The following is a 13917-nucleotide window of genomic DNA, read 5'->3' on the forward strand; positions in this document are numbered from 1 at the left end:
TTAGCTTAAGAAAACTTTGGTGAGTTGATCATACTTTTAGGAAACCAAATTATAATCACATGAAAAACAGTGTTTTTATTGCCACCAGCCTAGATGGTTTCATAGCCGGGGAAAACGATGAACTAGACTGGCTTTCCACCTTTCCTGAAATTGATCATATCGATACCGGATTTAATGAGTTTACCTCCCGCATCGATGCACTGCTGATGGGAAGAAACACATTTAAAGTTGTAGCGGGTTTTGAAGGAGAATGGTTTTATAACAAGCCTGTTTTTGTTTGGAGTAATTCTCTTGCAGAGATTCCGGAAAAACTACAAGAAAAGGCATTTCCGGTCAATGGAAGCATCCCGGAAGTACTTTCCCAAATTCATGGCAAAGGTTTTCACAACCTCTATATCGATGGAGGTAAAACTATTCAAAGCTTTCTAAAAGAAGACCTAATTGACGAAATGATCATTACTACTATTCCGGTGTTATTGGGATCGGGCATTCCTATGTTTGGTGAATTGCCGCAGCAACTGGTTTTTGAATGCGTCAGGTCAACCCGATTTTTAGACAAAGTCGTACAAAACCATTTTGTCAGAGCCCGATAACAATCATCTCGCCGTCCAGCCTCCATCCACGGTCAGCATGGATCCTACCATATAAGTTCCGGCATCTGAAGCCAGGTAGATTGCCGCTCCCTGGATTTCTTCCAATCTTCCCCATCTGCCCAGAGCTGTAGCACCTACCACAAACTTCTTCCCTTCCTCTGTATCGGCTATCGGCAGGTTCATTTCCGTCAAAAAAGGTCCCGGACAAATCGCATTCACCGTGATATTAAACGGAGCGAATTCCAACCCCAAAGCTCTGGTCATCTGAACTACTGCACCCTTGCTGGATGCATACGGTGTTCTATTGGACAGACCCACCAATCCCAACGTGCTCGCCAGATTGATAATGCTTCCCCGGCCTGCTTCCTTCATATAAGGCGTCACTGCTTTACAGCATAGCCATGTTCCCGTCACGTTGATTTCCATCACTTTGCTGAACTCTTCCAGCTGCAATTCATCGATCGCGCCGCGAATATTAATCCCTGCACTGTTGATTAGCACATCTATCTTTCCGAACGCATCAAAAGCTGCTTTAGCCATAGCTTCTATCTGGTCTTTATTCACTACATCCGCCTCAAAGGCGATTGCTTTTACTCCATAGACTTCTGCAATTCTCTTGGCGGATTCATCGCCTTCAGACAGATTTCTGCTTACCAGCATCACACTTGCACCGGCTGAGGCAAGTCCTTCGGCCATCGCCAATCCAAGGCCTTTGGAGCCTCCTGTGATTATTGCTGCTTTTCCGGTCAGGTCAAAAAGTTTGATTCCGGGGAGTTTTTCAGACATGGTTAGAGGGGTTAAGAGGTTGATTGTTTATAGGTTAAAAGTTTGATTTTCGGAAAATTCATGGCTACAACCCAAGTGAAATACGGCTATAATCAAGACAGGCTACTACGTTCTGTTCTTCAAAAGCCAATTGCTTTTCTTTACTTAATCCTGTGATTTTTGGCAGCTCTCCTTCGAACAGATTTTCTTCAATCATTCGCTGCATTCTGTACACGTCCAATCCGGTCAAGTGCTCGAAAGTAGTCCAATAACCATCCTTCATACAGGGGATTTCCAGCGGATTCCTTGTGATCATTTCTAGGCTGAAATTGATCCCGGGATTATGTTTTTTGCAAAGTGCAACCGCAGATTTCAGATCCACAATCCCCTCGCCAAGCGGAACTTCAGAAAGCAAAAAACCATCTTGATAATGCTTCACCCCCATATCCTTCACATGGGTAGAAAATGCATAGGGAGCCAATGTCTCTATTACTCTCATAGGATGCTCCAAGAATGAAATATTATTCCCAAAATCCAACGTCACTCCCACCCATTCACTTCCAAGATTTAAGACAATTGATTCTAGTTCTGCGGAAGTCCAGTCTTTATGGTTTTCTACTGCAAGCTTCATCTTATGCTTTCGCACCACAGGCTCTGCAAGTTCAATGGATCGAATTGCATTCAGTTTGAATTTATTGAAATCCTCAAGCACAGTAAAGTCCACGTAGCGTCGTCCACTGAGACATGCTGTCCTTAGAATTGTCGCTCCTGCTTCCCGGGCAGCCAAAACATCAGTTTCAAATTTCGGAAGCTCATCTTGAGATTTAGGCAATGCAATGCTTCCTTCTAAGTACATACCGAATTTTTCCCGCACGTCTCTAACTTTCTTTGCAAAATCTTTAGACCAGCCATTCACCACGGTTTGCACACCTCCCGCACCTATCTCTTTACAATGCTCCAGTAAACCCAGCGCATTTTCGATCCCCGGATATTTTTCACTTGGAACATCTGAATGCCATCTCGCCGCATAGGAATGAACTACTATTCCCATGGGAGTATCCACCAAATTCTTAGGAAATAGAGGTAAGGGAAAAGTCATTGCAAGAGCTCCCAGCCCCGCTGTTTTCAGAAAGCTCCTTCTTCCCGAAAGACTTTGGATGCTTTTGTGCTGAGGGAAAATCGAATTCATAGGCTAAGGTTTTTGTGACTCACCTTCCGGCAAAGACTCTATGTACTCATTCAGTTCAGCGGCTTTCCATGGATACACTCTTCCCTGAGTTGAAACCCGTGTTTTGCTGATAGTACGGCTAGATATTAGTGGAGCTTGATTACCCCATTCATTTCGGATGTAAGTCAAAATCGCTGCAATGCTCGCATCATCCATCGTAGAATGCGCAGGCATCACAGGAAGGATATCAGGTGCATCATAAGTTTTCCCAGCCACTTCCACCGGCCCCTCCAATCCATGCAGCAAGATCATCGCAAGCCTCCGCTCATCTCCCAGCACCCACTCTGAGCCCACCAATGGCGGTCCCATTCTATTAGCTCCCGCTCCATCGGAGCTGTGACACCCCGCACACGTTACCAAGTATTTCTGTCTGCCCTGAGCAAATTGCTGCATCCCCCTATCATCCAATTGATTTTCAGAGACTACCACCTTAGAAGGGACAAAACCCGGCCAGGAGAATATCCGCATCATCCTATCCAAGCGATTTTTATCGATGGGAAGATCGGTGCGTTTGAAAAGCGAAGGCTCGGTTTCCAGCACTATCGGCTCCTTCTCTTGCAGATTTGCAGCCTGAATAGACATTCCTGAAATCAAAATGTTTTCTTTCCATCCCAATTCTTTTGCATCGGCCATCGTCAAAAGCCCGTTGACTTCAGGAGAAGATCCTTTTTTAAGAATTGCCGTGGCTAGAGTCTCCAGAAAAATCTCCTTGATCTGATCCTGCTTTTCCCAATCAGAAGAAGTCCAAAGCTTTTGCAGAAAAGCGTATTCCCTATCTGCCAAACTGCTCATCATCGCATCCCGAATCAGAGGATCGGAGCCATGTTTTTGGAAAATATAGGAAAGGATATTTCCATTTTCCTCAGCCTCTAGCACATATGCGCTCAATGCAAGCTGCAGCGTTTCTTTAGGCGAAGCAACAGGAGCAGCATCTTTCATAAGTTGAGCAAGCTTAGACCGGGTAGATGGAGAATTTTGGGCAAATGGTTCTGCCAATCTAAGTACTGTACTTTGTATCAAGCCGGAAGAATTATCGAGAACTGAAAAAAGCAAATCCTCTGTGAGCAAATCCAGTCCTTCCAACGTCCAAAGCGCATGAAATCTTGCCATCTCATTCCCTTTTGGATCCGATATCACTTGTATCAGAGCATCTTTCACGCTTTTGTCATTTCGTTCTACCAACAGACGCTGAGCCATGTCCCGATACCAGCCGTCCTCATCCGAAAGCAATGCGATCAATTCATGGTTATCGGCTTTTGAAAGTTTTGGTGTTTTTCTGGTATTTTTCCCCTCAGGAACAATCCTCCATATCCTACCCAAGTGAATCGGCATATGCAGTCCTCTTCCCACTGTCTGCTCACTCAAGTAAGGAGTGAGATACTCTTTATGCTGAATCAATCCTCGATACATATCCGCTATATACAAAGCTCCGTCAGGCCCAACAGCAAAATCAGAAGGACGAAACCGCTCATCTGAGGATGCCATAAACTCACTTCCTGGATTTGGATCCATACCCGAAATAGTTGTACCACTTTCTGTCAAGACATTTCTTTTGACCAAATTGCCTGCAGGCTCTGCCACAAAGGCATTTCCGTAATACTCTTCAGGAAAAAGTGTGCTTCTGAAAATCAAGGGGGAGCAGGCTGCCGTGAATTCCATCAATCTTTGGCTTTCATCTAAAACGCCGGGGATGTATCCTCTATTCACTGCCGGAGTGGGGTGGATTGGATAAACTCTTCGATCCTGTGCCACTCCATAATCTATCCCTGTAGAAGAACTGTGATTTGGATTTCTGGAAAGATAATTTGGAGGCACCAGATCAGCGTGAAGCTGAGACCAATTGTAATTGTAATACAATCTGCCCTGATCATCTTGACTGATTCCCCATTGGCCACGAAACTCGGTCTCTTCTCTAATCCATTTGCCGTCCTTATATTTGTACCTGATTTTGGACTTTGCATTGTAGTACCAGTTGTCTACGTTTCTCAGCAAACCATTATCGGAATGTTCGGGATTTCCCGAAGAAGCATAGGTCGAATCGAGCAAAACTTTTGTATCAGCACGGAGGTCTCCATTGAGATCTTTCGTAATCCACAGCGCACTGTTTTCAGAGACAAGCACTCCATCTGCAAAAAACCCAATTGCCCGCGGCATCACCAAGCTATCAAGGTAGACAGTACTTTTATCCATCAAACCATCTCCATTTTCATCCTCCAGCACTGAAATCCTGCCTATCGGTTTATCTTCCTCAGAGCCCAATGTATCAGTCATAAATCCGCGCATCTCTATCACCCAAAGTCGGGCATCTTCATCGAACGTGATAAAAACAGGATCCTGCACCATGGGTTCTGCGGCTACCAATTGGATTTTGAATCCCTCTTCCAGTTCAAAAGTTTCCAATTCTTCCTCAGCTGATCTTGCTGGTGAGGGATTGGATGGATCTTCGATCACTATTTTGGCACATGCCGCCATTACTATTACTATTAAAAAGTAAGGAATACTACGGGTAATCGACATACTATAACTCGGAATTTTGGGTTTGCGCAATTTCCTCTACTTAAGCTAACCACTACAATTTTGGCAAACTTAAAAAGGTCAGTACAATTTGAAACATATTCGGCTTATACACAAACTTGAATTTAACAATATGAGCATTCTACCATCTTTCCATTTAACTGTAGATGCTTTCAGAATCACTATATTCATTGCAATATTCAACTTATCATCTTATGCTAAAAAACAGTCTTCTTGCCGCTATTCTGCTTCTTTTCTCATTCTATGCCTTTAAAAAAGAAGTGCTGGAAGCAGCTTCGCCGACCTCCGTCACGCTCATAGAATCCGAACTTGCCTGGAATGGAGATTCTTTGCCTCATTATCCCAATTCCAAACCCAAAATTTCAATTCTAAAAATCACCATCCCTGCCCATGCCGAACTCCCACTGCATTATCATCCGGTAATCAATGCCGGCGTATTGCTGAAAGGAGAATTATTTGTAATCGACGAAGATGGCAATGAACTCACGCTCAAAGCCGGAGATCCTATCATAGAAGTGGTGAATAAAAAGCATTTGGGGAGAAATATGGGCGATGAGGATGCTGAGATCATAGTCTTCTATGCCGGAACGCCTGGCATGAAGATTACCGAAAAAGTTCAATAATAACTTCCAAGCCTTAACTTTGCGAATAAATACGTACGCATGAACTTTTCAGAACTCGGACTTTCCAAGCAATTGCTTGATGCTATAAAAAAGGCAGACTACGATAGTCCATACCCTATACAGATAGAAGCAATCCCGGCTATTTTGCAGAAGAAAGACGTACTCGGAATAGCGCCTACCGGTTCTGGAAAGACAGCCTCCTACATCCTGCCCATCCTTCAGAGACTTCAGGAAAAAGACGTAAATAAAGGACGTATGATTCCGATTTTGGTGTTGGTGCCCACACGTGAGCTGGCAAGTCAAGTGGCTGAAGTAACGGAGAATTTTGCTCGATTTCTGACAAGAAAAGTGAAAGCCTTGGCTGTATATGGCGGTGTTTCTATCAATCCGCAGATGATGAAAATCTATGGAACAGATATTTTGGTTGCTACTCCCGGTCGATTACTGGATTTGCTCTCCAAAAATTCCCTAAATCTAAATCAGGTAGAAATCCTTGTATTGGATGAAGCGGATAAGGTTTTGAATATGGGATTCAAAGAAGAGGTAGACCAAATCTTGGAAAAACTTCCCAAAAAGCGACAAAACATTCTTTTCTCAGCGACTGCAGAAGAGTCTGTAGAAGGATTAATCAATGAAATGCTGCACGATCCTGTCCTGATTGCCGCAGAGCCTGATACTATTTCTCCGGATCTTATAGAGCAGTATGCGTACCGCGTTCCTATGGAGCAAAAAGGCCCGTTCCTCCGCTATTTGATTAATTCAGGTGACTGGTCCCAGATTTTGGTATTTGCCTCATCTATCCGGGCGGCTAATAATATCGTCACCAAGCTCGGCAAAAACGGAATTGATGCACTGGCTTTTCACGGTGACAAGAGTCAGGGAGCAAGAACCGAGGCACTGCATAGATTTAAGTCCGGCAAAACCAGGGTGCTGGTGGCCACTGATTTGGCTGCAAGAGGTATAGATATCAAGTTTTTGCCATTGGTGATCAATTATGAACTTCCAAGATCTCCCAAAGACTATGTGCATAGAATCGGTAGAACCGGACGTGCGGGAGCAACGGGCGAAGCGATATCTTTGGTCTCTGAAGAGGAGTTGCATCACTTCAAAATCATCCAAAAGAAAATGAAAAAGCATGTGCAGCTGAGAAGTATTGATGAGATTGAATTTTAATTCCAAGAGAAAAAGGGCGTAATACTCCGAAAAATCTATTCTTTGGCAATTTTTCCTTCATCCAAAATCATCAGATTTAATCGATTTACTTTTCGAATAAAAAATAAGACTATTAATGAATCTTCAACACATTCTAAAGTAGCCTAATTATTTCATAAAAAATTAAGCCGATATTTACGAACTCATTAACAGACAAGCCTGTTTACTCCAGATAGCGAATTTTCAGGTCAAACTATTTTTAGGGTGGAAAAGAGATACAGCAAAGCAGAATACTTTAAGATTGTCCTTGTATTGGGAGCATTGTGCACAATCTCACCATTTTCAATCGATATGTACCTTCCGGGTTTTCCTGAGATGGCCAAATCCTTGAATACTCCTATTTCGAATATCCAGCTTTCCCTAACTGCCTATTTGGTAGGCATTGCGATAGGTCAACTTTTCTATGGACCTCTTTTGGATAAGTACGGACGCAAAAAGCCACTGTACGCAGGACTGGCTATTTATATCCTAGCGTCTATCGGCTGCGCGGTATCGCAGTCGGTGGAGAACCTTATCTTCATGAGATTTTTGCAGGCAGTAGGCGGATGCGCGGGAATGGTATCTGCGCAAGCAATCGTCCGCGATATTTTCCCTGTAGAGAAGACCGCACAAGCCATGTCTTTGCTTGTATTGGTAATAGCAGTTTCCCCTATGATAGCTCCTGCTTTGGGTGGATTTGTGACTGCGGCGTATGACTGGCACTGGGTTTTTATTATTCTGGCTGCTTTGACTGCTATCATTTGGATAGCTACTGTAATCATACTTCCTGCGGGAGCACTTCCTGACAGGGAGGTCTCTTTAAAACCCAAACAGGTTTGGAAAAGCTACCTCAAAGTTCTTGAGAATCGTCAGTTCTTGGTTTATATGCTTGCCGGAGGAATTGCCGGAGCCGCACCATTTGCCTATATCGCCAGTTCTGCAGACGTATTTATGAACTTATATGGGTTAAGTGAGCATCAATTTGGGTGGATCTTCGCTATTCTGGCCTTTGCCATGATAGGTTCGACTCAACTGAACCATATCCTATTAAAGCGCTTTTCTTCTCAGCAGATCATTAATTTCTCCCTGCACTACCAGAGCTTCATGGGATTACTCTTAATTGTGGGTGTTTATTTCAATCTGTTCAATGTGTATTCACTGATAGCGGTTATGTTTATTTTCCTAACCGCACATGGACTAAATGGACCCAATACTACTGCGCTTTCCATGGCTCCATTCTCTAGAAATGCCGGATCGGCGTCTGCAATGCTAGGAAGTATGAGAATGGCTATAGGAGGAATCGTAACTGCCATCGTAAGTTTGTTTCATGCCAGCACTGCATTACCGATGGTTATCGGAATGGGTGTGTGTGCATTTGGAGGATTTATGGTGCTCAAGATGGACCAGCAATTACCCGGTACCATCAGTCGCAAGCCAAACACCGAGGTTTTTGCCTCCTAAAACTTATAAACTAAAATGAGAGACCTGAGAATTGAAAATTCTGAAATTGAGTCAGATCCCTCCCCGTATAAACCAGAGACTGTCCCTACCTATGAGACAGCCTCTTTTCATTTTAGTTAAGACTACAGGACTGATTGACAGTAATTATTTGAGCGATGGCTCCGAATCTTACCCGTATCAAAGCAGCTCGAGTCTCATCCAGGCTGTTTGCTTTTACAGTTAGTGTGATCTGAGCATTTCCAGAACCGGAGACTGGATTGGCAGTAATCCAAGACTCTTCTATTTCAATAGTCCAATTTTGATTACCGGTGATCGACAAGAGTTGGGAATCTTCCTGAGAACTGTATGGCAATGAGTTTACACCTCTAAAAGTATATAATCCACATTTCTCTTAAGAGATATAAATGTTTGATAAAGGGGATCCATTAGTTACATAGTTAGGCAAAAGACCGGAAACCCCCTTCTGACTAGCTTCACATTCGGAAAGGAATAATCCCTACTTTTGCCATTCTCTCACAAGTGCAATCCATGAGCAATTCAAATCTTGCGATCCGAACGGTTATTTTCAGCATGCTGGGAAATGTTATTCTGGCAGCGATCAAATTTCTCGCAGGCATACTAGGCAATTCATATGCGCTGATCGCGGATGGAATAGAGTCCGTGGTTGATGTATTCGCTTCTTTGCTGGTTCTCTTCGGATTGAAATACTCTTCAAGACCGGCTGATGATAATCATCCCTATGGTCATGGAAAAGCCGAGCCGCTGATGACATTTTTGGTGGTAGTATTTCTAATCATCTCGGCAGGTACTATCGCTTGGCAGGCTTTTCTACATATCATCTCTCCGCACGAGACACCCAAACCTTTTACATTGATCGTTCTTGCGGGGATCATTACCTGGAAAGAAATCTCTTTTCAGGTGGTAATGTCACGGAGTAAAAAACTGAAAAGCAGTTCTCTTAAGGCAGAAGCTTGGCATCACCGCAGCGATGCCATTACATCCGTTGCCGCTTTTATAGGCATTACGATTGCAATTTTCGGCGGAGAAGGATTTGAATCAGCAGATGACTATGCTGCTTTATTCGCTGTAGCTTTCATTCTTTTCAACTGCTACAAAATCTTTCGTCCTGCGCTAGGCGAAGTCATGGACGAGAACAATTATGAGGAACTAACAGAACAAATCCGACAGGTTTCTTTGACCGTCCCCGGAGTGAAAGGCACAGAAAAATGCTATATCCGCAAAGCCGGAATGGAATATTACGTCGATTTGCACGCACTGGTTCCTGGAGAACTTACTGTGACCGAAGGACACGCCATTTCTCATGAATTGAAAGACAAACTTTGCAAAGTAATTCCCGAACTTGGTAATGTACTGATTCACATAGAGCCCTGCTGAATAAGATTAAGCCATTTGGGCAAACCAATCTAGCAGGAATCAACGCATGCGTCACCTGAACCCAATGAGTACGACTATCTTATTGGCTACCCTTACCGGCTTCAACTACTTCACACCTATACTTTTTGCATGCATGACAGGATATCTCCTTGCTCCAAAGATTCCTTTTATAAGTTCTCAAAAGGAAAAATACCCCGCATTGAAATAGCTTTTTTGAGCTGAATTTCTTTAAATCTTAAGAGCAATTCCTTAGAACTTTGGTTACCTTATGGATGAGTAGCTTACAAAATCTTAAACCCAAATAATTATGAATATCCTCAAGAACTTGTCCTTCCATAATGATCGCCCATCAGTCTGCCCGATCCAGCGGACAGACAAAACCAACTATTTTGCCATTGGACTGATCCATAACCAAATCCTAAAAAAGCATACTGCAAATAGCCCATCTTTATTAACCGTACTCCAAGGTGAACTAGCATTTTTCATCAATGGAGAAACACTGCATCTTAAAGAATTTGACACCTACGACATTCCTGTGATGGTGGAGCACGAGGTGAAAGGTGTAAAAGAAAGAAATGTTTTTACCATTATTCAGGAGAAATAAGAATGCTGTCTGCTCCTTTGGTGAAGATGCTTTTCAGCAATGATGCCAGTTACCTTAGTTGCTTTGTTAATCTGGCTAGAAGACCCTTGCCCGACAGGCGGGGATGGCAGGAGCCCCGCCCCGGCGAGGCAGTGCGAAGCGGCCAAAATCTATAGTTTACCAAGTCCTATATTGCTTTTGCTCCTTTACTTACAGAAAAGCGGATGTATACAAATTTGAATATGCCTAAAAGGCGGTAGTAATTCTAACTCCGTCTCTGGATAATTATTCTTATTTCTAACATTGAAAGCACTTCTATGCATCATTTTTAGTAACTTAAAAATCACATCAGCGATAGATGCTGAGGTATCTCTCTTTTGGTCAAAAGCTCAAAAAAACCCATGAAAACCCTGTTAACTCTATCTCTTTTTCTCTGCGCTACTTTTGTCTTTGCACAGACAGATAAAGAAGTTGCCTCCCAAGTTGAAAAACTCCGCCTGGCATTAATTGATCCCACTGAGGAAAGTCTGAGCGAGCTCAGTTCACCAAGTCTTAGCTACGGACACTCAAGCGGAAAAATGGAAAGCCAAGCCCAGTTTATCGAAGCGTTGGTCAGCGGAACATCCGATTTTGCCACAGTTGATTTTCAAGATCAAACGATCCAAGTATCGAAAGATATTGCAATAGTCCGACATAATCTAGCCGCCGATGTGCTCGATGGAGGCATCTCAAACTCCATAAAAATCGGCGTAATACTGGTATGGCAAAAAGAAAAGGGACAGTGGAAACTTATTGCACGGCAAGCGTATAAATTACCCTAACCCCATCCATTCAAATTAGATTCTTTTGAAAAAAATACTATTAGTAGAAGACGACCCGAGAGTCTGTAGCTTTATCAACAAAGGGTTGAGTGAAAATGGCTTTGACGTCACAGTTGCAATGGATGGAAAGACAGGCCTTCAGCTTGCTTTCAGCAATCCGTTCGATTTGTTGATTTTAGATATTATGCTGCCGGTCGTCAATGGACTGGAAGTTTGCCGTCAAGTCAGAGAGCAGGATACATACGTACCTATCTTATTTCTCACAGCCATGGGGAGCACAGAAAATGTGGTGATCGGACTGGAATCAGGAGCTGATGATTACCTTGTGAAGCCGTTTAAGTTCATCGAGCTGCTGGCACGAATCAAAACTCTGATGAGGCGGGGTGGCAAAGTGGAAGAAGCCGATAGGCAAGACCATGACATTTACCAGTTTGCCGATCTGATTTTGGACGATACGGAAAAGTCTGTTTATCGAAATGAAAACGAAGTTTCTCTTACTTCTACCGAGTTTCGCCTCTTGCTAATGTTTTTGAAAAACCCCCGAAAGGTGCTGACAAGAGTAGATATGCTTCATGAAGTCTGGGGGGTTAATTTTGACATGGGAACTAATGTAGTCGATGTGTATGTAAATTATCTACGGAAGAAACTGGATAAATACGGAGATCAAAAACTTATTCACACAGTAATAGGAATGGGCTATGTACTAAAAGAGTATTAATGAAACTCCAAAATAAAATAATCTATATACTGCTTACTGCCTTTCTCGGTTACACACTGTTGTTCAGTGGTTTTATCTACTATTCCATTTCAAGATTTGCATTTACTGATTTTTATAAAAGACTGGAAATACGGGCTATTGCAACAGCTAAAATCGAACTGGAAAAACAAAATGGCAGCGATGTCGTCCAACAGTTGCGACAAGATTATCTTGAACCTCTAGCAAATGAAAAACTCCTAATCTTAGAAAATATTGACACCAAAAACGTGGTCAGGGACTCGCGGCTCAATGAGTATAACCAGTCTTTTCTAGTAGAAGCAGTGGAAAAAGGTATCGCTACCTATAGCCATCAAGAAACATTTTACTATGGCACTTTGTACATGACTCCCGATCAAAAAAATCATCTGGTTATTATCTCTGCTGAAAATTATTTCATCACCCACCACATTGCTTATTTAAGGAATCTCATTTTCACCTCCTTAGCCATTGCTTTTCTTTTGATCGTATTATTCACGGTGATGTTTTCGAGGAAAATCATCGAACCAATACAGAGCATCATCCAAAAAACCAAAAAGATAGGTTCCGAAAATCTTCACCTGAGACTGGAAGTCCCTAAAAGTAATGACTCTGTACGGGAGCTGGCCAAAACGTTCAACGATATGCTGAACAGACTGGAAACCTCTTTTGAGACGCAGAAAAATTTTATCAGCAACGCCTCTCACGAGTTAAACACACCGCTCACCTCCATTATTGGCGAGGCGGATGTCTCTCTTTCGAAACTCAGAAAGCCTGAGGAATACATAGAATCACTTCACGCGATATTGGGAGAAGCAGAAAAACTCCAGAAAAAAGTTCAGGCATTGTTGCTGCTTGCCCAAACCGGATTTGACGGAAAGCGGCAGAAGTTCGGTAAAGTACGAATGGACCAATTGATTTTGGATGTAAAAGAAACCGTGGAAAAAATCCAATTTAAGAGTAAAATCAGTTTGGACTTTAGCCTATTGCCAGAAAACCCCCTGTTGCTCAAAGTCTTGGGAAATGAACAGCTACTCCACTTAGCAGTGTCTAATATTGTACTGAATGCCTGCAAATACTCTGATGGCAAACAAGTAAATATTGCGTTGGCAGTAGTCGATGGTGAGATCATAGTGATCATAAAGGACAACGGAATAGGTATTCCTCCCGGAGAAAAGGAATATATTTTTGATCCGTATTTCAGGGCTTCTAATACCAAAAATTACGAGGGATATGGTATTGGCCTTCCACTTGCCAGAAACATTGTCCGTATCCACGATGGAGAATTAAGAATAAACTCTATTCTTGATGAGGGAACCACCGTGGAAATCCGGTTGCCAAAAGGGAATTTCGTTCTCTAATCACATTCTAATCTCAGGCCACAGATTCTAATCACATCTTAATCTCGTCCTTACTTCATTCTAATAAGTCAGATATAATTTCACCACTGTTCACAACAAATAACAGGAATTATGTCGAAGACTATTTTAATACCAACCGACTTTACAGTAAAATCTCTCAACCTAGCCAAAATAGCACTTCAAAAAGCACTTGACAACAACGAAAGGATTACTTTAATTCTGGTACATGGGTACTGGATGTCCAGCTCCATTTCTGATTTGCTCTTCTACTCCAAAAGCAAATTATTAGACAAATTAGAAACTCCGGACTTCAAGGCTAGTTGCAAATTACTGCTAGGGAGATATGAAGGTATCATTGAAAAGATGTCTATCGATATTTTTAGCGGAACCAACCAGAATGCATTTGAAAATTATCTGGAAGCCAACAACGTCCAAGGGATTTACCTCTCAAAAAACTACAAATTCAAGCTTAAAAGCAGCAACAGCTTTGACCTTACACCTTACTTCATCAAGAGTAAGCTGAATGTTACAGAAGTCAACTGGGAAGCCGTTCCCTCTATCAGCCAAGAAAGCGGTCAGGATGAACTTGCTGCATTGTTCTTCAATCACGGACAAGTCGCCCATTAAA

General features: G+C 42.6%; 15 protein-coding genes. 11 read left to right on the forward strand and 4 right to left on the reverse strand.

Going from position 1 to position 13917, the window contains the following annotated elements; translation table 11 throughout:
- Positions 1 to 59 precede the first annotated feature (59 nt).
- Positions 60 to 593, forward strand: a complete 534-nt coding sequence (locus ID165_RS15160; RefSeq protein WP_192085751.1) for a dihydrofolate reductase family protein — start codon at positions 60 to 62, stop codon at positions 591 to 593.
- A gap of 3 nt (positions 594 to 596) precedes the next feature.
- On the opposite strand, the gene ID165_RS15165 is transcribed toward ID165_RS15160, so the two are convergent.
- The 3 genes from ID165_RS15165 to ID165_RS15175 form a co-directional block, all read right to left on the reverse strand.
- Positions 597 to 1379, reverse strand: coding sequence for an SDR family NAD(P)-dependent oxidoreductase (locus tag ID165_RS15165; protein WP_192085753.1), 783 nt, complete (start codon positions 1377 to 1379; stop codon positions 597 to 599).
- 64 nt (positions 1380 to 1443) lie between these two features.
- Positions 1444 to 2547: a sugar phosphate isomerase/epimerase gene (locus tag ID165_RS15170; RefSeq protein WP_192085755.1), complete on the reverse strand. Its 1104-nt coding sequence runs from the start codon at positions 2545 to 2547 to the stop codon at positions 1444 to 1446.
- Positions 2548 to 2550: 3 nt separating this feature from the next.
- Positions 2551 to 5103 carry a c-type cytochrome gene (locus ID165_RS15175; protein WP_192085756.1) on the reverse strand — a complete coding sequence of 851 codons (2553 nt, stop codon included), beginning with the start codon at positions 5101 to 5103 and terminating at the stop codon, positions 2551 to 2553.
- Positions 5104 to 5315: 212 nt separating this feature from the next.
- On the opposite strand from ID165_RS15175, the gene ID165_RS15180 reads away from it, so the two are divergent.
- The 3 genes from ID165_RS15180 to ID165_RS15190 all read left to right on the forward strand — a co-directional run bounded on the left by ID165_RS15180 (position 5316) and on the right by ID165_RS15190 (position 8396).
- Positions 5316 to 5744, forward strand: coding sequence for a cupin domain-containing protein (locus tag ID165_RS15180; RefSeq protein WP_192085758.1), 429 nt, complete (start codon positions 5316 to 5318; stop codon positions 5742 to 5744).
- 39 nt (positions 5745 to 5783) lie between these two features.
- Positions 5784 to 6917: a DEAD/DEAH box helicase gene (locus tag ID165_RS15185; RefSeq protein WP_192085760.1), complete on the forward strand. Its 1134-nt coding sequence runs from the start codon at positions 5784 to 5786 to the stop codon at positions 6915 to 6917.
- A gap of 330 nt (positions 6918 to 7247) precedes the next feature.
- The gene (locus ID165_RS15190) at positions 7248 to 8396 is read left to right on the forward strand and encodes a multidrug effflux MFS transporter (RefSeq protein ID WP_370539762.1); all 1149 of its coding nucleotides are present in this window, start codon (positions 7248 to 7250) and stop codon (positions 8394 to 8396) included.
- 112 nt (positions 8397 to 8508) lie between these two features.
- Here ID165_RS15190 and ID165_RS15195 read toward each other — a convergent pair whose 3' ends face one another.
- On the reverse strand, positions 8509 to 8748 hold the full coding sequence (locus ID165_RS15195) for a BACON domain-containing protein (protein WP_192085762.1): 240 nt from the start codon (positions 8746 to 8748) through the stop codon (positions 8509 to 8511).
- A 176-nt stretch (positions 8749 to 8924) separates the two neighbouring features.
- On the opposite strand from ID165_RS15195, the gene ID165_RS15200 reads away from it, so the two are divergent.
- The 7 genes from ID165_RS15200 (at position 8925) to ID165_RS15230 (ending at position 13916) form a co-directional block, all read left to right on the forward strand.
- Positions 8925 to 9791: a cation diffusion facilitator family transporter gene (locus tag ID165_RS15200; protein WP_192085764.1), complete on the forward strand. Its 867-nt coding sequence runs from the start codon at positions 8925 to 8927 to the stop codon at positions 9789 to 9791.
- Between the two features lie 64 nt (positions 9792 to 9855).
- On the forward strand, positions 9856 to 9999 hold the full coding sequence (locus tag ID165_RS15205) for a hypothetical protein (RefSeq protein ID WP_225586771.1): 144 nt from the start codon (positions 9856 to 9858) through the stop codon (positions 9997 to 9999).
- Positions 10000 to 10098: 99 nt separating this feature from the next.
- On the forward strand, positions 10099 to 10395 hold the full coding sequence (locus ID165_RS15210; protein WP_192085766.1) for a hypothetical protein: 297 nt from the start codon (positions 10099 to 10101) through the stop codon (positions 10393 to 10395).
- A 380-nt stretch (positions 10396 to 10775) separates the two neighbouring features.
- Positions 10776 to 11195: a nuclear transport factor 2 family protein gene (locus ID165_RS15215; protein ID WP_192085769.1), complete on the forward strand. Its 420-nt coding sequence runs from the start codon at positions 10776 to 10778 to the stop codon at positions 11193 to 11195.
- 25 nt (positions 11196 to 11220) lie between these two features.
- Complete coding sequence (locus ID165_RS15220) at positions 11221 to 11913, forward strand: response regulator transcription factor (protein ID WP_192085771.1); 693 nt, start codon at positions 11221 to 11223, stop codon at positions 11911 to 11913.
- Complete coding sequence (locus ID165_RS15225) at positions 11913 to 13289, forward strand: cell wall metabolism sensor histidine kinase WalK (RefSeq protein WP_192085773.1); 1377 nt, start codon at positions 11913 to 11915, stop codon at positions 13287 to 13289. The genes ID165_RS15220 and ID165_RS15225 overlap by 1 nt, the downstream gene beginning before the upstream one ends.
- A gap of 111 nt (positions 13290 to 13400) precedes the next feature.
- The gene (locus ID165_RS15230; protein WP_192085775.1) at positions 13401 to 13916 is read left to right on the forward strand and encodes a hypothetical protein; all 516 of its coding nucleotides are present in this window, start codon (positions 13401 to 13403) and stop codon (positions 13914 to 13916) included.
- The last annotated feature ends 1 nt before the right edge of the window (position 13917 follow it).

The sequence above is a fragment of the Algoriphagus sp. Y33 genome (genome assembly GCF_014838715.1).
Classification (GTDB): Bacteria; Bacteroidota; Bacteroidia; order Cytophagales; family Cyclobacteriaceae; genus Algoriphagus.

Coding starts and splice junctions, on each gene's coding strand:
- ID165_RS15160 (WP_192085751.1), top strand. CDS start 60: ATGAAAAACAGTGTTTTTATTGCCACCAGCCTAGATGGTTTCATAGCC.
- ID165_RS15165 (WP_192085753.1), bottom strand. CDS start 1,379: ATGTCTGAAAAACTCCCCGGAATCAAACTTTTTGACCTGACCGGAAAA.
- ID165_RS15170 (WP_192085755.1), bottom strand. CDS start 2,547: ATGAATTCGATTTTCCCTCAGCACAAAAGCATCCAAAGTCTTTCGGGA.
- ID165_RS15175 (WP_192085756.1), bottom strand. CDS start 5,103: ATGTCGATTACCCGTAGTATTCCTTACTTTTTAATAGTAATAGTAATG.
- ID165_RS15180 (WP_192085758.1), top strand. CDS start 5,316: ATGCTAAAAAACAGTCTTCTTGCCGCTATTCTGCTTCTTTTCTCATTC.
- ID165_RS15185 (WP_192085760.1), top strand. CDS start 5,784: ATGAACTTTTCAGAACTCGGACTTTCCAAGCAATTGCTTGATGCTATA.
- ID165_RS15190 (WP_370539762.1), top strand. CDS start 7,248: ATGTACCTTCCGGGTTTTCCTGAGATGGCCAAATCCTTGAATACTCCT.
- ID165_RS15200 (WP_192085764.1), top strand. CDS start 8,925: ATGAGCAATTCAAATCTTGCGATCCGAACGGTTATTTTCAGCATGCTG.
- ID165_RS15205 (WP_225586771.1), top strand. CDS start 9,856: ATGAGTACGACTATCTTATTGGCTACCCTTACCGGCTTCAACTACTTC.
- ID165_RS15210 (WP_192085766.1), top strand. CDS start 10,099: ATGAATATCCTCAAGAACTTGTCCTTCCATAATGATCGCCCATCAGTC.
- ID165_RS15215 (WP_192085769.1), top strand. CDS start 10,776: ATGAAAACCCTGTTAACTCTATCTCTTTTTCTCTGCGCTACTTTTGTC.
- ID165_RS15225 (WP_192085773.1), top strand. CDS start 11,913: ATGAAACTCCAAAATAAAATAATCTATATACTGCTTACTGCCTTTCTC.
- ID165_RS15230 (WP_192085775.1), top strand. CDS start 13,401: ATGTCGAAGACTATTTTAATACCAACCGACTTTACAGTAAAATCTCTC.